Origin of the sequence: Enterococcus sp. AZ109 (assembly GCF_051714625.1) — a bacterium.
Lineage (GTDB): Bacteria > Bacillota > Bacilli > Lactobacillales > Enterococcaceae > Enterococcus_A.
In genome coordinates this window covers 1,220,381-1,239,906 of the sequence record NZ_JBIOSF010000001.1, presented here as the reverse complement: position 1 = coordinate 1,239,906, position 19,526 = coordinate 1,220,381, and the positions used below count along the sequence as shown (strand labels likewise).

15 protein-coding genes are annotated in these 19,526 nt (G+C 39.4%); 10 read left to right on the top strand and 5 right to left on the bottom strand.

Annotated features, from left to right (window positions below; all coding sequences use genetic code 11):
* Positions 1-53: 53 nt before the first annotated feature.
* From rsmI to IGI42_RS05865, 3 genes are all read left to right on the top strand, one after another.
* Complete coding sequence (rsmI, locus tag IGI42_RS05875) at positions 54-911, top strand: 16S rRNA (cytidine(1402)-2'-O)-methyltransferase (RefSeq protein ID WP_438714894.1); 858 nt, start codon at positions 54-56, stop codon at positions 909-911.
* A gap of 245 nt (positions 912-1,156) precedes the next feature.
* Positions 1,157-2,371: an ammonium transporter gene (locus tag IGI42_RS05870; RefSeq protein WP_438714893.1), complete on the top strand. Its 1,215-nt coding sequence runs from the start codon at positions 1,157-1,159 to the stop codon at positions 2,369-2,371.
* Positions 2,372-2,388: 17 nt separating this feature from the next.
* Complete coding sequence (locus tag IGI42_RS05865; RefSeq protein WP_438714892.1) at positions 2,389-2,730, top strand: P-II family nitrogen regulator; 342 nt, start codon at positions 2,389-2,391, stop codon at positions 2,728-2,730.
* An 84-nt stretch (positions 2,731-2,814) separates the two neighbouring features.
* Here the strand turns inward: IGI42_RS05865 and IGI42_RS05860 are convergent, their stop codons facing one another.
* Positions 2,815-3,357, bottom strand: a complete 543-nt coding sequence (locus tag IGI42_RS05860; RefSeq protein ID WP_438714891.1) for a PH domain-containing protein — start codon at positions 3,355-3,357, stop codon at positions 2,815-2,817.
* A 530-nt stretch (positions 3,358-3,887) separates the two neighbouring features.
* Here IGI42_RS05860 and IGI42_RS05855 point away from each other — a divergent pair.
* The 6 genes from IGI42_RS05855 to asnS all read left to right on the top strand — a co-directional run bounded on the left by IGI42_RS05855 (position 3,888) and on the right by asnS (position 11,769).
* On the top strand, positions 3,888-5,009 hold the full coding sequence (locus tag IGI42_RS05855) for a baeRF6 domain-containing protein (protein WP_438714890.1): 1,122 nt from the start codon (positions 3,888-3,890) through the stop codon (positions 5,007-5,009).
* 171 nt (positions 5,010-5,180) lie between these two features.
* Positions 5,181-5,381 carry a cold-shock protein gene (locus tag IGI42_RS05850; RefSeq protein WP_010755600.1) on the top strand — a complete coding sequence of 67 codons (201 nt, stop codon included), beginning with the start codon at positions 5,181-5,183 and terminating at the stop codon, positions 5,379-5,381.
* A gap of 541 nt (positions 5,382-5,922) precedes the next feature.
* Positions 5,923-8,676: a helicase C-terminal domain-containing protein gene (locus tag IGI42_RS05845; protein WP_438714889.1), complete on the top strand. Its 2,754-nt coding sequence runs from the start codon at positions 5,923-5,925 to the stop codon at positions 8,674-8,676.
* Between the two features lie 53 nt (positions 8,677-8,729).
* A complete protein-coding gene (locus IGI42_RS05840; RefSeq protein WP_438714888.1) occupies positions 8,730-9,218 on the top strand; it encodes a cell wall elongation regulator TseB-like domain-containing protein in 489 nt (162 codons plus the stop codon).
* A gap of 27 nt (positions 9,219-9,245) precedes the next feature.
* The gene (locus tag IGI42_RS05835; RefSeq protein WP_438714887.1) at positions 9,246-10,433 is read left to right on the top strand and encodes a pyridoxal phosphate-dependent aminotransferase; all 1,188 of its coding nucleotides are present in this window, start codon (positions 9,246-9,248) and stop codon (positions 10,431-10,433) included.
* Between the two features lie 37 nt (positions 10,434-10,470).
* Positions 10,471-11,769, top strand: coding sequence for an asparagine--tRNA ligase (gene asnS, locus IGI42_RS05830; RefSeq protein WP_438714886.1), 1,299 nt, complete (start codon positions 10,471-10,473; stop codon positions 11,767-11,769).
* Positions 11,770-12,005: 236 nt separating this feature from the next.
* Here the strand turns inward: asnS and IGI42_RS05825 are convergent, their stop codons facing one another.
* On the bottom strand, positions 12,006-12,731 hold the full coding sequence (locus IGI42_RS05825; protein WP_438714885.1) for a GntR family transcriptional regulator: 726 nt from the start codon (positions 12,729-12,731) through the stop codon (positions 12,006-12,008).
* 27 nt (positions 12,732-12,758) lie between these two features.
* Positions 12,759-15,431, bottom strand: a complete 2,673-nt coding sequence (gene acnA / locus IGI42_RS05820) for an aconitate hydratase AcnA (protein WP_438714884.1) — start codon at positions 15,429-15,431, stop codon at positions 12,759-12,761.
* Between the two features lie 85 nt (positions 15,432-15,516).
* On the opposite strand from acnA, the gene IGI42_RS05815 reads away from it, so the two are divergent.
* Positions 15,517-16,434, top strand: coding sequence for a LysR family transcriptional regulator (locus IGI42_RS05815; protein WP_438714883.1), 918 nt, complete (start codon positions 15,517-15,519; stop codon positions 16,432-16,434).
* Here IGI42_RS05815 and IGI42_RS05810 read toward each other — a convergent pair.
* Positions 16,426-17,793 (bottom strand): CitMHS family transporter, encoded by a 1,368-nt coding sequence (locus IGI42_RS05810; protein ID WP_438714882.1) that lies wholly within the window; start codon positions 17,791-17,793, stop codon positions 16,426-16,428. The genes IGI42_RS05815 and IGI42_RS05810 overlap by 9 nt on opposite strands.
* A gap of 20 nt (positions 17,794-17,813) precedes the next feature.
* The gene (locus IGI42_RS05805; protein WP_438714881.1) at positions 17,814-18,968 is read right to left on the bottom strand and encodes a 2-methylaconitate cis-trans isomerase PrpF family protein; all 1,155 of its coding nucleotides are present in this window, start codon (positions 18,966-18,968) and stop codon (positions 17,814-17,816) included.
* Positions 18,969-19,526 lie beyond the last annotated feature (558 nt).

The window sequence follows — 19,526 nt, the reverse complement described above, 5'->3', positions numbered from 1 at the left end:
CCAAAGCTGACGAGTTTTCGAAGCCTTTCTTGATGTTAAGGAGGAAAAAAGCAGTGAATATTCAAAGAAGCTATGGGAAGCGCGATAGCGGCATCTTGTATCTTGTACCTACCCCAATTGGAAATTTAGATGATATGACTTTTCGAGGGGTGAAAACTTTGCAGTCAGCTGATTTGATTGCCAGTGAGGACACACGTAATACCCAAAAATTATTGAACCACTTTGAGATCAAAGTTCCTCAAAAAAGTTTTCATGAGCATAATTATCGGGAACGAATTCCTGAATTGATCCGTCTTTTGCAGGATGGCCAGACTATTGCTCAAGTAAGTGATGCTGGTATGCCATCAATTAGTGATCCGGGGCAAGAGTTAGTGGCAGCCTGTATTGCAGAAAACATTCCAGTTGTCTCGTTGCCAGGAGCGACTGCTGGGATGACTGCCTTAATCGCTTCAGGACTATCTCCGCAGCCGTTTTACTTTTATGGATTTTTACAACGAAAGAAAAGCCAGCAGAAAAAAGAACTGGAGCAGTTAAAGAGCCAGACAGCAACTCTAATTTTTTATGAATCTCCACATCGAATCAAAGAAACGTTGAAAAATGCGGAACAAGTCTTAGGGGATCGCCAAGTAGTCATCTGCCGAGAACTGACCAAGCTATACGAAGAGTACATTCGTGGCAGCGTTCAAGAGGTAATCGATTATGTCAGCGAGCACCCCCTAAAAGGTGAATGCTGCCTACTGATATCCGGAGCTAATGAAGAAGTTGCTGAAGAAATTTTAGAAGGTACTTTAACCGAACAAGTAGAGCAGCTGATGGAGGAGGGCTTTTCTTCTAAAGAAGCCATTAAAGAAGTAGCCAAGCGAAATCAAATCAAGAAACAAGAAGTATATAAATTATTTCACGAGCTGTAGGCTGGAGCAATCCAGTCTTTTTTTGTATAGCAAAGCAAGTAGTTTTCTTTGATAATAAAGGATACTTTTCAAGATGAAAGATGAAATTGTTCTGTAAATTCCCGAAAACTATCCCGAACTAATGTCATAAAATCTTACACAAAAAGTCACTAAACAGCAAAAAAATGCAAAAAAAGTGAAAAAGCACTGGTAATTTTTCTGTATGATGTTAGTATATGTAACATATTAAAGAATGAGGTGTTGTTATGACAGGGAATATTGGATTTATTTTGGTTTGTGCGGCGATGGTGTTTTTAATGACCCCCGCGTTGGCTTTCTTCTATGGTGGATTAGAGCGACGCAAAAATATTTTAAACACAATGATGATGGTTATCTGTACAATGGGTCTAGCTTCATTAATCTGGATCGCCGTTGGCTACTCATTATCATTTAGCGGCGAAGGAAGTTTCATCGGGAATTTGGACAAAGCCTTTTTCACAGGTGTGTCCATGACTGAAGGTGACGGGATACCTGAAGGTCTGTTCGCATTTTTCCAAATGATGTTTGCCTTAATTACTACAGCTATTTTAACTGGCTCAGTTGCCGGCAGAATGCGTTTTTCAGCTATTTTCTTATTTATTGCTTTGTGGTTGCCAATCGTATACTTCCCAATGGCGCATATGGTCTGGGGCGGCGGCTTCTTAGATCAAATTGGTTCAATCGATTTTGCCGGCGGAAACGTTGTGCATATTAGTTCAGGAATTTCTGGCTTGGTACTAGCTATTGTATTAGGACGACGCAGAGAATACCACTTAACAGAGTATCGTCCACATAATGTTCCATTCGTTGTTTTAGGTGCAGGTTTATTATGGTTTGGTTGGTTTGGATTTAATGGAGGTTCAGCGTTAGCAGCTGACGGTTTAGCTATTCATGCGATGCTAACAACTAATACTGCAGCAGCTTGCGGGATGCTTTCGTGGATGTTAATTGAAAAATTGGTAAACGGCAAACCAACTGTTGTAGGTGCATGTACGGGCGCTGTCGTTGGTCTAGTAGCAATTACCCCAGGAGCTGGATTTGTTTCTCTGTGGTCTAGTATTCTAATCGGTGCATTGGTTAGCCCGTTTTGTTACTTCTTTATCGCAGTAGTTAAACAAAAACTTGGTTTAGATGATGCATTAGATGCATTTGGTTGTCATGGTGTGGGTGGAATCTTTGGCGGAATTGTAACAGGAATTTTCGCTGATCCAGCAGTAGGTGGAAGAACAGGACTCATCTACGGCTCAATGGATTTATTCTTAGCACAACTTGCAAGCATTGCAATTACGCTAGTTTTTGCTAGTGTGGCAAGCTTCTTGATTATCTCGTTTATCAAAGCAATTATGCCAATTCGCGTATCGGAACACGAAGAAGCGGTTGGTTTGGATCAAATTGAACATGATGAAAATGCCTACCCAACATTTATGGGATTAGATTCTTAAAACATGGAGGAAATGCAATGAAAAAAGTAGAAGCAATTATTCGACAAGAAAAATTAGAAGAGTTAAAAGCAGCAATTGATCGGGAAGTAGAAATCAGCGGTATGACAGTTACTCAAGTATTGGGTTGTGGCGCACAAAAAGGTCAAAAAACCCACGTCCGAGGACAGGAAGTAATTACTACCTTGTTACCTAAAGTGAATGTCAGCTTTGTCTTAGATGATGAAGCAGTGGAAAATGTAATTGACTTAATTATCGAGCTTTGTCATTCGGAGGACTACGGCAATGGGAAAATTTTTGTCTATCCAATTGAAGAAGTGATTCGTATTCGCACCAGAGAATCTGGTAAAGCGGCAATATAGAAAAAGAAGGTTCGCTGATAGCAGTCCAGCGAACCTTCTTTTTTGTCTAGAATCATCAAGCTAAGCGAGTTTGTAAGATCTTTCTTATTGTAAAATGTCTTTTTTTATTTGTTCAAATTCATCTTCTGAAAGTATTCCTATATCTAGTAGTTCCTTCATTTTTAGCAGCTGCTCAGCTTTGCTTAAGGAATTTGACTGTTTTTCAACCGGTGCAGGCTCTTCTTCTATGTTTTCTTTAATTGATTGGACGATATCTTCTGCTTCGTGTGACGTCAGCATAATTGTTACGGGATTATCTGAAGTGAAAATGGTTAAAGTCGCAGTTGTGGATTCCATCCGCAACTGGAGATCTTGTAGGCTGGTTAGAGGAATACTCTTCAAATCATCGCCAATTAAACGCTTTTGCCCCATGACAAAACGACGATTTGTCAACGCATAACCATAGAAACCATCATCTTTTGTGGGCGATTTTCGGTTGTGAACCCCAATAAAGCAAAGCTTAACCTCTTCATCTTGTCTCAAATGGTCAGCGATTACATTGAATAGTTTTAAAGTGAAATTGCGGTCAGACCCTGAGAAGTACCCCTTGTCCTTGCAATAGTCATACATTTCTTCTGCAGTTTTCATACGAACCTCCGATCTACCTTTATTGTAGCAAAACCGCCGTCTAGGAACAATCACAAAAAACCACCATAGCCGTCACTATGGTGGAAATGAAGGTTGTTATTTACTCTTGGTAGGAGTAAGTATGAAAAAACCAATTCGGGATAATTGGTATAAGACTATCATAAAGGAACCGCTTCAATAAATCATGAAACTAGCTTAGTTAATTGATAAGAAATTTATGAGAAAAAGCTAAGGCCAATTCCATCGTACTAAACAAGCTAGTTAGAAAGTCTAAATTTTTCTCAAATATAAATTATAATACGATATTTCAACAATATTTCACTTCTAAATCAATCTAATTTTAACACACTAAGGCAAAGCAAGGCTGCGAATCTTTGTATTTAAAAGATGGAAAAATTCTTATAATATCTAAAAAAAACTCTGATTTTGAGCGGTTTTGTCGATTGAATAGGAAAAAGTGTACATTCTTTTAGTAAATCTTCTGCTGTGTTACACTAAAGTTGTAAGATTTTATTAGGAGGGGTTCATTTATGGCAAACATCAGTAAAAAATTACTCACTGAATTGACTTCAGAAGAAGCAAACGGTCCGTTCATAACATTTATGTTAAACACCCATGTAGCACATCAAGAAGTTGAGAAAGATCAGCTGCTTTTCAAGAACTTTGCGAAAGAAGCAAAGAAACGTTTTGAAAAACGATATGCCGATCAAAGTTTTGCACCATTCCAAGAAAAAATCGAACGACTATTAGCCGATCAATCTTTCTGGCGCAGCGGAACCAAAAGTGTTGCGATTATTATGAATGCAGAAGATTTGTACATCCATCGGTTGAGCATAGAAGTAGATAATCAATATTATGTGAGCGACTTGCCTTATCTGTTGGCAATTATCAAAAATGCGCAATTTAACTATTCATACTATCTAATGGCTTTAAACCGAGATTCCATGAAGCTTTACTTAGTGAAGAATAAATTAGCGAAAGAAGTAGAACTGCCAGAAGGTGCACCAGTGGATGTGGTGACAGCACTAGGTGACGAACTAACTGGAGGCAACTTAAATTACTCTGCTCAAGGTAGTGGACAAGGTTCAAAAGAAGGCGTGGCTTATCACGGCGTAAACGCCAAAGATGAAGAAGTAGAAATCGACTGGGTAAACTATTACCAAGCGGTCGATAACTTCCTGCAAAACGACTTTGACAACCCAGAAAACTTGCCGGTTTATCTGTACGCTTTGCCAGAAAACCAAACGCAATTTAAAAAAGCAGCCAAAAATAAATTCTATTCCGATAAAGCGGCCGTTTCTGCATCACCAGCACAGGTCACTTTAAAGGATATTGAGCAAGGGGCAGAGAAAATTACGGCTGAGTTAACGGCTGAAGAAACGGACAGCTATCAATCGCTAATGAATAAGAAATTTATTGATCAATTAGTAGATATCGTTCAAGCAGCTAAAGAAGGTCGAATTTCTCACTTGTTCATCGCAACATCTAATTTAGTAACCGGTTTTGGTGATGATCCAGATACTGAATATGACCGTCGCCAAGTATTAAATGAAACAACTGACCATGTACTTAAAAACGGCGGGCAGGTCTTTGTCTTAGATCAAAAAGACGCACCAGACGAAAAAAGCTTGCTGGCAATTTTGCGCTTTTAAAAAAATAAAATGTTTTTGAGTGTTAATGGTAGAGTTTTCAAAATAAATGTGTTATAGTTATGAATGTAGTTTTTGTACGGTAATATATGGCAAGCTTGTTTCCAACAACATCTTCCTTATTCACCAATCAAGTAATTACAAATTAATTTTTATCCTAGGAGGATGTTTAACATGGAACAAGGTACAGTAAAATGGTTTAACGCAGAAAAAGGTTACGGATTTATTACAGCAGAAAACGGAAATGACGTATTCGTACATTTCTCAGCTATCCAAGGCGACGGATTTAAAACATTAGAAGAAGGCCAAGCGGTTACTTTTGATGTTGAAGACGGACAACGTGGACCTCAAGCTACAAACGTTGAAAAAGCTTAATTAAAACTAATAATCCTGTCGAGAGCTAACCAGCTCTCGACTTTTTTTGTTTTTATTTATTCTTGTGCTAGATCAATCATCTCTAGATACTTCTAAAATGTAGTGATAGCCATGTTTATGACATTGTCCGTGCTTCTCCACATTTTCTGCAATCATTTCAGCCAAATGATAATCTAAATTACTTAGTCGTTTTTCAGTGTTAGTGGTCTGCTATTTATTATAGTAGCAAACACTCTCCAGCTATAGTTTTCCGTTAGCACCAAACAGCAATACTGAATCGCTTCTAAACACGCTTTTTTAAAATCCTTCACCAATCAAGTTTTGTTGATTCCAAAACGCCATGTCAATGATTTTCCGCACAATTGGCCATATATAAGCATTCAACTCATCATTTTATATAGAATAAATAGACTCTCCAGCAAAATCAAACTTGAATTGAGTGAACAACTTATCTTTTTTACGAAGATTTACTCGCTTTCTTATTTGTAAAGTTGTTAAAAGGGATGAAATTCAGCTATAATGCTTAGGGAGGAGGGGCAGTATGACTAAAACTTATGCGGTTGTGGATATCGAAACCACCGGTACCGACCCAAAAACTGACCGGATCATTCAATTTGGCTGTGTTCTCGTGGAAGACGGCAAGATTGTCAGTCGTTTTGCGACAGATATAAACCCGGATCAGAAGATCTCTAAACAGATCCAGCATCTAACCGGCCTTACTAACCAGCGTGTTCGTAAAGCCCCTTATTTTGAAGATGTAGCATTAACAATTTATAATTTATTAGCTGATACAACGTTTGTAGCCCATAATATATTTTTCGATTACCCATTTTTAAGTAATGAATTGGAACGTTGTGGAATGCCTAAATTACGCATTCCGGGCATCGACACGGTAGAGTTGGCGCAAGTCTTTTTTCCAACGAATTTAAGTTTTCGTTTGAGTGATCTAGCAAATGAATTTCATTTATCCCATGATAATCCTCATCAAGCAGATAGCGATGCGGAAGTCACCGCCCAACTCTTGTTAAAAATCGAGGCAACCATTAAAAGCCTACCATTAGTGACTGTTGAAGAAATCATTCGTTTAGCAGATCATATGGCTTTTCAAACCCAGGACTATTTAATCGAGCTTGCTGAAGAAATGAAGAGTCAGCCAGATCGTTTATTGCCGGATTTGGAAGTAGTGCATGGTTTAGCTTTGAAGAAGAAGAGGGTTCCTTTATATGAAGAAGCTTATTATGAAAAGAAAGCCTATCCGCGCTCAAAGAAAGCCAAAGAAACCCTCTATCAAGGACAGTTAACGTTCCGTAAAGAGCAATCGCGACTAATGAATCTGGTGTATGATTTCTTCAATAAAAAGACTGAAAAAAATGTTCTTGTAGAAGCAGCGACTGGCTTAGGGAAGACAATGGGTTATTTACTACCTATGAGCTATTTAGCAACACCTGAAAAGCCCCTGATAGTCAGCACAGTGTCCTTGCTGTTGCAGGAACAGATGTTGGAGCATGATTTACCCGTATTAAATCAACTGCTTCACCAGCCTTTACAGGCAGTCGTGATGAAAAGCAGCAGTCACTACATTGATTTGGCTCGCTTTTACCAAACGTTGCGAAAGGAAACGGAACAAAAGCAATACGCCTTTTATCAAATGGCGGTTCTTGTTTGGTTGACCCAGACAGAAACCGGCGATTTTGATGAATTGAACATGACTAACTTGCGCCATACCTTTTGGCAAGAGGTGGGTCATCAAGGCTTGGATACTTTAGTTCAGCACAACCCGTTCTATCAAGTGGATTTCCTGCGTTATCGCCAGGCTAAGTTAGAACAAAGTAACGTGATTATTACCAATCACGCCTTTTTGGCACAAGAAAACCAGCGAAAAAACTTTCAGCTTCCAGCCAGTCCTTATTTGATTATTGATGAAGCGCACCATTTAAATAAGGTGTTGGAGCGTGTCAGCACGCAACAATTAAATGTGTTGACTATTCAAAAAGAAGTTCATCGATTGAAGGAGACAAATACCTTTCAACAATGGCAAACATTAGCCAAGCAGGATCAAGCAGTCCAGCATGCGATTGAGCTCTTAGAAGATGTTGCTGAAGAATTAGCGGAAGATTTGATCGACTTATATGCTGAATTAAGGCAGTTGACTACCAGGGAGTCAACGATTATTACCAAAGATCAGATGGATAGCCTTTCTTTAGTTGGTGAGCAGCTAATTCAGCGCATTGAACGACTGTATGAGGATGCCCTGAGCTTAGCGCAACAAAGTCAAAGCTATTTCATGGCTCATAAAGAAGCTTTTACGAGTCAGCAACAAAACTATTGGAATAATTTCATTGATTGGTTTGAAAATCTGCAGCAACAGCAAACTACCTTTGAAGCTTTCTTTGAACAATGGGAAGCTCGTTATGTACATTGGCTGGACGAACGAGGTCAAACCTTGCATTTCCAAGATTTAACGGCATCTTTGTTGCCGGAAACTAAATGGTATCAACGCTATGAGCAAATTTTATATATTGGAGGCACCTTGAAATCCGGCAGCGATCGCCAGTATTTTCCGAAGCGCTGGGGGATTCCTGATGTGTCACTGAAGGTGATTCCAAGTCCTTATGACTATGCTAAACAAGCACGGTTGTTCTTGCCAGATGATGGTATCGCAATTCAAGAAACATCAACAGAGCATTATGCGAAGTATTTAACTGATGTGATTCGCAAACTGGCAGAAGCTGAAAAACGACCGATCTTAGTCTTGTTTACTTCTCATGAGATCTTAAATCGAGTGTACCACCATTTAAAAGTACCTTTGCTAAATGAGGGACGTGAAGTGCTCGCTCAAGGAATCGGTGGCAGCCGTGAAAAGCTGCTAAAGCGTTTTTTACTCTCTGAAGATGCCTTGCTCTTTGGGGCAGATAGCTTTTGGGAAGGGGTCGACTTACCCGGTGAAGTGCTGCAAATCATGGTAGTTACCCGATTACCCTTTGAAAATCCACGGCGACCATTAGTCAAGATTCGCAATGACTATTTAGAAGAACAGGGGATGAATCCCTTCTTCCAAGAGGCAGTCCCCCATACCGCTTTACGTTTGCGTCAGGCTTTGGGACGTTTGATCCGATCAGAGACAGATAAAGGCGTCATGATCTTATTAGACCGCCGCTTCTTGACTGCCGGCTACGGAGAACGCCTAAGAAAAGCTTTGCCAAAAGAATTGCCAATTGAAGAAGCGAGTCTACCACAGATCGTTGAAAAGACACATGAATTTTTAAGTTCTAACAAAAATGCTGAGAATGAGTGAGTAACGGGCATTCTTTTGGTATAATGAGGCTTATCTGAAAGGAGTTATGCTTTTTGGATATATTGAAATCAAAAAAGAATAAGTGGATCATCGGTATTGTGGCTTTTTTGTTACTAATCCTTGTGTCGGGAACTATCCTTTTTATTCGTTCCAACCGTCCGATGCAGCAGGCAAAAAAAGAAGCCTATGACTTAGCCCAACAATATGCCAAACTTGAAACGATGGAGAACTTCTATTGGTTTAATCGCGAGCAAACTTATTTCACGGTGACCGGTGTCGACCAGTCTGGCAAAGACATCGTAGTGATTATTCCTAAATCTGGGGAGAACATTCAAGTGTTGAATGCCGCTGACGGACTCAGTGAAGATGCTGTGATTCAGCAGATGCAGGCAGCTTATCCCGAAATTACGGTGGAAAAAGCAGCACTAGGCAAATTTAGAGATCAGCCGGCCTGGGAAATTACTGGTAAGGATGGTCAAGGAACAATTAGTTACTACCTGTTTTCTTTTGAAAACGGTGAAGAAATACAAAATGTCAGTTAAAAAAACTTGGTAGGGGAGTAATGGTTGATGAAAATATCAAAACGAATTAAAAAACTAGAACCATCAGTAACACTAGCAGCAACAGCAAAAGTAAGAGAATTGAAAGCAAAGGGTGTTAATGTAATTGGTTTGACAGTCGGCGAACCGGACTTCACGACGCCTGATAACATCGAAAATGCCGCAATCGAAGCAATCAAAAGTGGGAAAGTCAGCTTTTACACAGCAGCTGCTGGAACTCCTGAGTTAAAGGATGCTATCATCCAAGTAACTAAAAGAGACTACGAGCTAGATGTAGAGCCGAATCAAGTTATCGTAACTAGTGGAGCGAAATTTGCTTTGTATGCCTTGTTCCAAACAATTTTGGATGAGGGTGATGAAGTAATTATCCCTACACCTTATTGGGTTAGCTATGGCGAGCAAGTGAGAATGGCTGAAGGTGTCCCAGTATTTGTAGAAGGAAAAGAAGAAACTGACTATAAGGTTACCGTAGATCAGTTGAACGCAGCGTTAACTGATAAAACACAAGCACTTATGCTGAATTCTCCATCGAATCCGACTGGGATGATCTATACGGAGGAAGAATTGAGAGCCATCGGTGAATGGGCGGTAGAAAATGATATCTTAGTCGTTTCAGATGATATTTACGCCCGCCTAGTTTATAATGGCAAACATGCGCCATATCTAGCATCGTTATCTGACGAAATTGCCCGTCAAACAATTATTATTAACGGCGTGTCGAAAACCTTTGCGATGACCGGCTGGCGAATCGGCTATGCCATTGGAAATGCTGAAATCATTAAAGGGATGACAGATATCGTTTCCCAATCTACTAGTAACCCTACTGCGGTCAGTCAAGCGGCGGCAGTCGAAGCGTTATTAGGCGATCAATCTACCGTTAGAGAAATGCGTATCGCCTTTGAAGAACGCTTGAATACGATCTATCCAAAAGTTGCAGCGTTGCCGGGTGTTACCTTGAAGAAACCACAAGGTGCCTTTTATCTATTCCCTAATGTTAAGGAAGCTATGAAAATGGGCGGTTATGACAATGTAACTACTTGGGTCAATGACCTGTTGGAACAAGAGCATGTAGCGCTAGTAACTGGTGAGGGCTTCGGTGCACCAGAAAACGTACGTATGAGTTACTCAAGCAGTATGGAAGATCTGGAAGAAGCAGTGGTTCGTATCCGACGTTTCATCGAAAATAGTCAAAAGTAAAAAGGGCAATTCGGGATAAAAGATAGGAGAGACAATTGTGAAACAGATTCAAATTATTGATGCCAAAAACCATGTTGGTGAGACGGTAAAAATTGGTGCTTGGGTAGCTAACAAACGCTCTAGTGGAAAGATTTCTTTCCTGCAGCTGCGAGATGGAACGGCCTATTTCCAAGCAGTCGTTGTTAAAAACGAAGTCGGCGAAGAAATTTTCCAACTTGCCAAAGACTTAACCCAAGAAACCTCTATTTGGGTAACTGGTGAAATCCGAGAAGATGCTCGCTCAAAATTTGGTTATGAGTTAGGTGTCAAAACAATTGAAGTCGTTGGCGAAAGTTATGACTATCCAATCACACCGAAAGAACACGGCGTTGATTTTCTAATGGATCACCGTCATTTATGGTTGCGTTCATCACAACAACACGCAATCATGCTGATCCGCAATGAAATCATTCGTGCAACCTATGAATTCTTTAACAACAATGGCTTTGTCAAAATCGATCCGCCTATTTTAACTGGCTCAGCTCCAGAAGGGACAACGGATTTATTTGAAACTAACTATTTTGATCAAAATGCTTACTTGTCTCAAAGTGGACAGTTATATATGGAAGCTGCGGCAATGGCATTAGGCAAAGTGTTCTCATTTGGTCCAACTTTCCGGGCTGAAAAATCGAAAACGCGTCGTCACTTGATCGAATTTTGGATGATTGAACCAGAAATGGCCTTCATGCATCAAGAAGAAAGTTTGGAAGTACAAGAGCAATATGTGGCTTATTTAGTTCAGAGTGTTTTAGATAATTGTGAGTACTCACTAGATGTTTTAGGTCGTGACAAAGAAGTCTTGAAACGATATACGCAATTGCCTTATCCACGAATTTCTTATGACGATGCGGTGACCTTGTTGAAGGACAATGGCTTTGAGGATATTGAATGGGGCGATGATTTTGGCTCACCTCATGAAACCTTTATCGCTAATTCCTTTGACCGTCCAGTCTTTATCTTGAACTATCCAAAAGCGATCAAGCCATTCTACATGAAGCCACATCCAACTCGTGACGATTTGGTAATCTGTGCAGACATGATTGCACCAGAAGGCTACGGAGAAATCATTGGTGGTTCAGAACGGGCAACTGATTATGAATACTTGCTAGAACAAATCCGTGAAGCAGGCCTAGACGAAGAAGAATATTCTTGGTACTTGGATTTGCGTAAATATGGCAGTGTTCCTCACTCTGGTTTCGGACTTGGTTTGGAACGTACGATCACTTTCCTTGCTGGGATCGAACATGTGCGGGAAGCAAGCCCATTCCCACGTTTGTTGAACCGTATTTATCCGTAAGACAATTGAATTTTTATTAGCAGCTAGATAAGAGTTTATCTAGCTGCTTTTTGCGGTGTTGTAGAAATAGGAAAAAGTGGCTGTGAATAAAACGTCACAACCACTAAAAACCGTATAATCGATGTAACCGAAGTAGTTCTTTTGAAAAACAAGCCGAATAATCGCAAATATGGGAGCAGCTATTTTCGACTTATTCTTCGGAGCTGAGCACTTCTGTTACAACCTCTTAATTGCAGTTACAATGCAATAGAATTCAATTCAGTCATTTCTCTGACGATACACAATAATGCGGCGTCTAAATGGTGCTCAATCTGAAGCTTCAGCTGCTTTTCATTTCTTTCCTTCATGCAATCATAAATTTTCTGATGATCATCAATCGCATTTTTTCTACGTTGACGGGAGTGAGCTGACAAGTCTCTAAAGTAAGATAAATAATTTTTGATATTTATCATCGTATCCTTTAGTCGAAATATCTGACTTTTCTCATAAATAAGCTCATTAAACTCAGTGAATAGAGCCGACAAGTGCTCGGTATTCCGGTAATGCTGGTTCATCAGGAGAAGAATTTGTTCTAGTTCATTGAAATCCTCATCGGTCATTTTGTACATAGCTGTAACGGCAGCTAAGCAATCCAGTGATTTTCGAATGGCAAAAATTTCGTAGGCATCTTTAATAGTGATTCCTTTGACGATCATCCCTTTACCTGGGGAATGCTCTAGCAAATGTTCATTATGCAGCTTTTGCAGCGCAAAACGAAGTGTGGTTCTGCTGATTCGGATCTTATCAGAAAGCAAGGATTCATTGATTCTGGTACCAGCCGGGATTTCTCCATTGAGAATCGTCGTTCGTAAAGCAGTATAAACGGCTGATTTCAATGAACTGGTTCCACTGAAATCTAAATTTAAGGCGACAGTTTCAGCAACATCAAGATCTAGTGGTTGTTTGACTAGTGTAAGTTCCATTCGTTGTCCTCCTTGTTATACTGAGATTTAGCGAATTTTATTGCGTAAAACCATTGGCAAAATCCCTTTATTACGGTAATAGTTTATTTCAGTTTGTGACTCGAAACGCGCTTTTACTTGGAATTCAGTGATGTTTCCTACTGGGCTGGTTGCTCGAACTTGAACCAATGAATTTGGTTGAATCGTATCATCGATGGCAAAGTCAAAACTTTCTTCGCCGGTCAATCCTAAACTTTCAGTATCTTGACCTTCTAAGAATTGCAGTGGAAGTACGCCCATCATCAATAAGTTAGAGCGGTGAATCCGTTCAAAGCTCTTAGCAATAACTGTTTTAACCCCTAATAAATGAACCCCTTTAGCTGCCCAGTCGCGAGAAGACCCCATTCCGTAATCTTCACCGGCAAGGATAAGCAGTCCTGTATTTGATTCAATATATTTATTGCTGGCGTCATAGATCGGCATAATTTCACCAGTCGGCAAGTATTTTGTATAACCACCTTCTTTGCCATCGGCTAACTCATTACGTAACCGAATATTATTCAAGGTTCCTCTTACCATTACTTCATGATTTCCTCGGCGACTGCCATAAGAATTAAAGGCTTGCGGACGAACGTTATGTTCAGCTAAGTAAAGACCAGCTGGTGATTTCATCGGAATCGCTCCTACTGGTGATAGGTGATCGGTTGTGATAGAATCGCCTAGTTTTGCCAGTACCCGTTGTCCCGTCAAACCTGGGATCGTTGTTGTTTCTGGATCAAAGCCATCAAAATAAGGTGGGTTAGCAATATAAGTTGATTCTGGATCCCACTCATACGTTGTTGTTGGGGTTACTTCGATCTCATTCCAATGCTGATTAGAAGTGAAGACTGAGCCATATTCTTCTTTATATAAGTCAGTTTTAACATACTGGCTAACCAATTGTTCTACTTCTTCATTGCTTGGCATAATGTCTTTTAGGTAAATCGGTTCATTCGATTCGTTGTAGCCTAATGGTTCAGTTGTTAGATCAACCTGTACATTTCCGGCTAACGCATACGCAATAACTAAATGAGGCGCTGCTAAATAGCCTGCTTTTACATCGGCATGAATTCGACCTTCAAAGTTCCGGTTTCCACTCAAGACAGCTGATACAAGCAAGTTTTCATCTTGGATCGTTTTGCTGATTGCTGGATCTAATGGACCTGAATTACCAACACAGGTCATACAACCATACCCGATAACATCAAAACCTAATTGTTCTAGATAAGGTAATAGACCAGCATCCTCAAAGTAACGAGTAGCTACCTTTGAACCAGGAGACAGCGAAGTTTTTACATAGCGTTTCACTTTTAAGCCTTTTTCAACTGCATTTTTAGCTAAAAGTCCGGCGCTTAACATGATGAAAGGGTTACTAGTATTTGTACAGCTGGTAATTGATGCAATTACGACAGCACCTGTTTCAATTGTTTCAGTTGTTCCATCTTCATACTCAATCGTTGCTTGCTTTTTCGCTTCTTCTGGCTGCAAGCCATAACCGCTGTTTCCGTTAGGTAGTGAAAGAGAATCAATAAAACCTTGTTTCACTTTAGAAAGCGGTACTAGATCCTGCGGACGTTTTGGTCCAGCTAGACTAGGCTCAATTTCTGATAAGTTTAGTTCGATAATATCGGTATAATCCGCTTCATTTTCTGGATCATAGTAAAATTGATTTTCTTTAACATAGGCTTCGATGACTGCTTGTTGATCCGTGTCGCGTCCGCTAAATGCTAGGTAGTTCAAAGCTTCCTGGTCAATCGGGAAGAAGCCGCAGGTAGCGCCGTATTCAGGTGCCATGTTTGCTACTACTGAACGGTCAGATACAGTAAGGTGAGCTAAGCCTTCACCAAAGTATTCAACAAATTTTCCTACTACATTTTTCTCCCGTAAAATCTTGGTTAAGGTTAAAGCTAGATCGGTTGCTGTAGCGCCATTTTTTAGCCGACCATTTAGTCGAACGCCGATTACATCAGGGGTAGTCAAGTAACAAGGTTGTCCCAGCATACCAGCTTCGGCTTCAATTCCACCAACACCCCAGCCTAATACACCAAGAGCATTGATCATGGTCGTATGAGAATCAGTTCCTACTAGAGTATCTGGGAATAATACTGTTTCTTCCCCAGCAGTTCGTTGAGTTACCACATCAGCCAAGTATTCTAGGTTTACTTGGTGGACAATCCCGGTAGCAGGAGGAACAACTCGGAAAGAATCAAAGGATTGCTCAGCCCATTTGAAGAAGCGATACCGTTCCATATTGCGTTTGAATTCTAACTCTTCATTTTTTTGAAAGGCTGCCGCAGAACCGGCGTAGTCTACCTGCACAGAGTGATCGATAACTAGATCAACTGGAATTTCTGGGTTGATGACATTGGGATCTTTGCCTAAATCTTTCACCGCTTTACGAAGAGAGGCTAAGTCAACGATGGCTGCTCCCCCTGTTAAATCTTGTAAAATGACCCGTCCAGGTTTAAAAGGAATTTCTGATTTTTCAGCTCCCGGCAGATTCCAGTTTAATAAGTGAGGGATCGCCGCTTCGCTTTCGGGTGTTTCTTGACGTAAAATATTTTCTAATAAGATTCTGATTGAATAAGGCAGACGAGAAATATCTGCGGCATTTTTTTGACTTAACTCTTTTAAGCTAAAATAGCTGTATTCCTTGTTTTCAATCGTTAATTTCTTTTTCATGTGAAAGCCTCCGTAAATTAGTGTTGTTTAAAAATGAAAATGCTTTATGATAGTAGTAGAAATTGTCAGAAAGGATGATCTATCCATGGAAATAAAGGATTTCGAATACATCCGTGCCATCGTCGAACATAAAAATCTTACAAAGGCCGCTGAGTTTCTATTCATTACTCAGCCGTCATTAAGCATGTACGTAAAAAATATGGAAGAACGACTAGGGTTTCAAGTCTTTCAGGTTATCGGTAAAAAATTTACACTAACAACACTGGGAGAAGTCTACCTAGATACAGGGATAAAAATCTTAGAATTAAAAGACAATTTTCAAAGTACACTGGAAACAATGCAAGAGAAACGGTATGGTAAAATTCGTCTGGCAATACCATTGTTAAGAAGCTCCTATCTATTGCCAGAGATTTTGCCTAAATTCAATCTTCTTTACCCCAATGTACAAATCGAACTATTTGAAGATGCTTCGGTTATTCTCGAGAAGAAAATTCAAGACGGTCAGGCTGATGTCATTATTATGAATAAGCCAGAGCGGGTTTTGAATATGGACTACGAAATTGTGCGCAAGGAAGAGATTTTATTAGCTGTTCCTCCAGCGGTTCTTAAAGACTATTCGCTCCCAGAAACAAAGCAAGAAAAATATCCTTTTTTTGACTTAAGAAAGCTAGAGGACCAGCGTTTTATTTTGCATTTTCCTAACCAGCGTACAGGCCAAATGGCTGAGAAAATCTTTCGTTATTACCAAATGAAGCCAAAAAATGTTTTCTATACCCGAAATATCGAAACCGCTTTAAACCTAACGGTAGCAGGATATGGGATTTCGTTTGTTTATGAGAACCACGTGGACCATTTAAATTTGAAGGAACAGCCGCTGTTTTTTTCTATTAGTCAGCCTAATACCAGTTTATTTGCCTCTGAAGTGCTAATTGGTTATCGAAAAAATCGAATCCTGCCACCGTATACCCGTGAATTTATTGAACTGTGCAAAACCTTAATTTAAAAACGGCAATGGAATGGCACCCGTTAAAATTGCGATAATTAATTGAATAAAGTAACTAGGAATGCCCCATTTCAGGTATTCCTTTTGATAATCGGCGAAGTTTACCTCGGTTCGATCTACCAATACATATAGGAAAGCAACCAAGGGACTTGCGAAACGAACAGCTTGTCCAATTAATGAAGCAACCCCGATATTGACAGGTGATGCACCAAAACTGTAAGCAATCGGTGCAATTACCGGTAAAATACCAAAGTAGAAGGCATCATTTGGCAGGAAGAATAACCCTGGAAGTGAAATCAGTGCAAGCAGTAATGGAATATAGCCGCCCATGTTTTCTGGTAAAAGTGATACGATATGTTCAGCGATACCAGCGCTCATGCCGCTGCCGTTTAACACACCCATGATGACCCCAGCACCAAATACTAAGCTAACAGGTCCAAGTGCTTCTGCACCGTTGGCAGTTAGCCGTTTTGCTTGAAGACCAGGATCTTTATAGTTCACAATAAGGGCAATACTAGTACCGACTAAGAACAGCATGCCGCCATTGACGATATCTAAGATCAATAGGACCATGATTAATACAGTTAATACGAAGTTAAATAGCAATAATTTTGGACGTTTTAAGTTCTCTGGATCATCATCTAAAGAGACCATGATGGCTTCCAAATCATTTTCGGTAATAATACTCTTACCATCAACACAACCTAAACGAACTCTTTCTTTCTTTCCGTAGTAGTAAGCCATGTATACAGTTAATGCCATAGCACCAATCATCCCTGGAATTAATGGAACAAAGAATTCTTTTGGTCCAATATTCAAGACCGGCATTGCTCGAGCCATCGGTCCACTCCAAGGTACAAGGTTCATAATGGAGTTAGGAATGGCAATTAACACAGCCAAGTATAGCTGACGCATTTTCATTTTCTTAAATAGTGATAGGACAGCAGCAGTGATGATCAAAACAGTCGTTGTTCCATCACCATCTAAAGAAACGATCATTGAAATAGCAGCTGTTGCAAGACAAAGTCTCAAGGGATCACCTTTTGCCCATTTGATCAATACTTTACTCAATGGATCGAACAGACCAACATCTAACATGATAGAGAAATACAAAATTGCAAACAATAGCAAAGTGATTGTCGGTGCGACCCCAGATTTAATCCCGTCACCAACCACCTGATAGTACAAACCTTCATAAATCCAATCAAATACATTTAAAAACGATTGCCCTGTATAACCTGCAACAATAAACCCAAATGCCAGTGGTACAAGTATTAATCCTGCAAAGGGTGAAATTTTCTTTGAAAGTAGTAAAATCATAAAAACAACAACCATTAAATACCCCAGTAATGCTAACATGTTTACTCATCTCCTTTTTTTTAGTTATCTTTTAAAAATACCGTTCCAGTTAAAATTTTTCGTGCTGTTCGATAAGAAGAAATAGAAAGAACGTTGACTTCTTTTTCTGATTTATCGTAGTTAATGGTTGTTTCAATCAAACCATCACTATGGCCAAATGTTAAATCAGCCTGTTGCTCTAATTGCTCTCTTTGCTTCAATAAACGATTAGGTATTGTATCAGGAACTACACAAGCAGCTGCTGTACAAAGTGCCCCAGTTAAAGCAATTGTTTTGTGTCCTTTTTGCATGCTCATCATACGGACTGCTAGATCGTAGTCGTTACCTTGAATTTTAGTGCCACTCACGGCTTTATAATCAACTGCTTCACTAATTAAGGTTAGTTTAGGAACTCCAGGAGATTCTTTCGCACTTTGACTCGCATCGCTGATAAAGCCTAACTTCACGGCAGCCTCGCCACGGATCTTTTCTAAAGTTTCCAACAATTCTGGACTGCTATCAATTTCTGAAGCACTCTCACTTCCTTTTAAGCCAACTTTTTTCGCTTCTATAAATACTAGTGGATTTGCGGCATCAACGATAGAAACCTCGATATCTCCAAAGCCATCTACTGATAACGTATCAACGGCATTCCCAGTTGGTAAAAGTTTGCCGGTCATAGAACCAGCCGGATCAATAAATTCTAATTCGATTTTTAGTCCAGTACCAGGAACGCCAGAAATTTGGAAGTCACCTTCATAAGTTAATTTGCCACCTGGTGTTGGAATGTGTTCAAAAATTACTTTTTTCGTATTTGTGTTGTATACCTTAACTGTTGTCACAGGATCTACAGCCGGGGTTAAACCGCTTTCAATTGCGAAAATACCTACCGCTGAAGAAATGTTCCCACAGTTACCAGCATATGAGACAACAGCTTTATCAATTGCTACTTGAGCAAATGTGTAGTTTACATCCCAAGCTTCTTTTCCCTCTTTAGAAATAATAGCAACCTTGCTAGTTGTAGAAACTGCACCGCCTAGACCATCAATTTGTCTCACGTCGGGGCTGCCCATAATGCTTAACAAAATATCGTCTTGATTCCCAGATAATTGCTCTAATTCTTCTTTGAATAAAAAAACACCTTTACTTGTACCGCCTCGATAAATACTACAGTTAAGTTTTTTCAAGTATATCATTCCTTTCTGGCTCAATTATAGGTCAGGAAGGTTCCAAAAGTACAATCAATGTTTTTTATAATAACTATCAGTGATAACTATTATCATTGCGGGTTGATTTTTTCTCGATGCTTACTTTTAAATAAAGGTTTCTGACAGGGCTTAAGAAAAGCCAAACAGAAAGCAATGAATTCTTTCTAATACTCTAACGTCTTTTTTTGTTTTTTTAAATGATGTTTAAAGTTATTTATATTGGAACGAAAAAGATGATGGATAAGAAAAATTAGAAGGAGTATGAAGAAAATAACGAATTGTTTACCATTAGTGGAGTTTCAATAGAAACACTTGAAGAAATATTTTATCTCTTTTATAAGTCGTTAAGATAAGATATGAGACCGTTTAAAGGAGAGAATGATGAGGTTGTTTAAACGTTAGTGATGGAAAAAGGAGTGAAATTGATGATTTGAAATTTGATATTTATACTATAGCTATATGATTTAAAATGATTATTAAATTGCACTTATACTATATAAACTACGTAAAATATTTGTTTTATTATTAAAATTTAGCAAAAAGAAA

What these genes read in the sequence shown, in the direction of transcription:
- IGI42_RS05870 (WP_438714893.1), top strand. Translation starts at nt 1,157, where the DNA reads ATGACAGGGAATATTGGATTTATTTTGGTTTGTGCGGCGATGGTGTTT.
- IGI42_RS05865 (WP_438714892.1), top strand. Translation starts at nt 2,389, where the DNA reads ATGAAAAAAGTAGAAGCAATTATTCGACAAGAAAAATTAGAAGAGTTA.
- IGI42_RS05860 (WP_438714891.1), bottom strand. Translation starts at nt 3,357, where the DNA reads ATGAAAACTGCAGAAGAAATGTATGACTATTGCAAGGACAAGGGGTAC.
- IGI42_RS05855 (WP_438714890.1), top strand. Translation starts at nt 3,888, where the DNA reads ATGGCAAACATCAGTAAAAAATTACTCACTGAATTGACTTCAGAAGAA.
- IGI42_RS05850 (WP_010755600.1), top strand. Translation starts at nt 5,181, where the DNA reads ATGGAACAAGGTACAGTAAAATGGTTTAACGCAGAAAAAGGTTACGGA.
- IGI42_RS05845 (WP_438714889.1), top strand. Translation starts at nt 5,923, where the DNA reads ATGACTAAAACTTATGCGGTTGTGGATATCGAAACCACCGGTACCGAC.
- IGI42_RS05835 (WP_438714887.1), top strand. Translation starts at nt 9,246, where the DNA reads ATGAAAATATCAAAACGAATTAAAAAACTAGAACCATCAGTAACACTA.
- IGI42_RS05825 (WP_438714885.1), bottom strand. Translation starts at nt 12,731, where the DNA reads ATGGAACTTACACTAGTCAAACAACCACTAGATCTTGATGTTGCTGAA.
- acnA (WP_438714884.1), bottom strand. Translation starts at nt 15,431, where the DNA reads ATGAAAAAGAAATTAACGATTGAAAACAAGGAATACAGCTATTTTAGC.
- IGI42_RS05815 (WP_438714883.1), top strand. Translation starts at nt 15,517, where the DNA reads ATGGAAATAAAGGATTTCGAATACATCCGTGCCATCGTCGAACATAAA.
- IGI42_RS05810 (WP_438714882.1), bottom strand. Translation starts at nt 17,793, where the DNA reads ATGTTAGCATTACTGGGGTATTTAATGGTTGTTGTTTTTATGATTTTA.
- IGI42_RS05805 (WP_438714881.1), bottom strand. Translation starts at nt 18,968, where the DNA reads ATGATATACTTGAAAAAACTTAACTGTAGTATTTATCGAGGCGGTACA.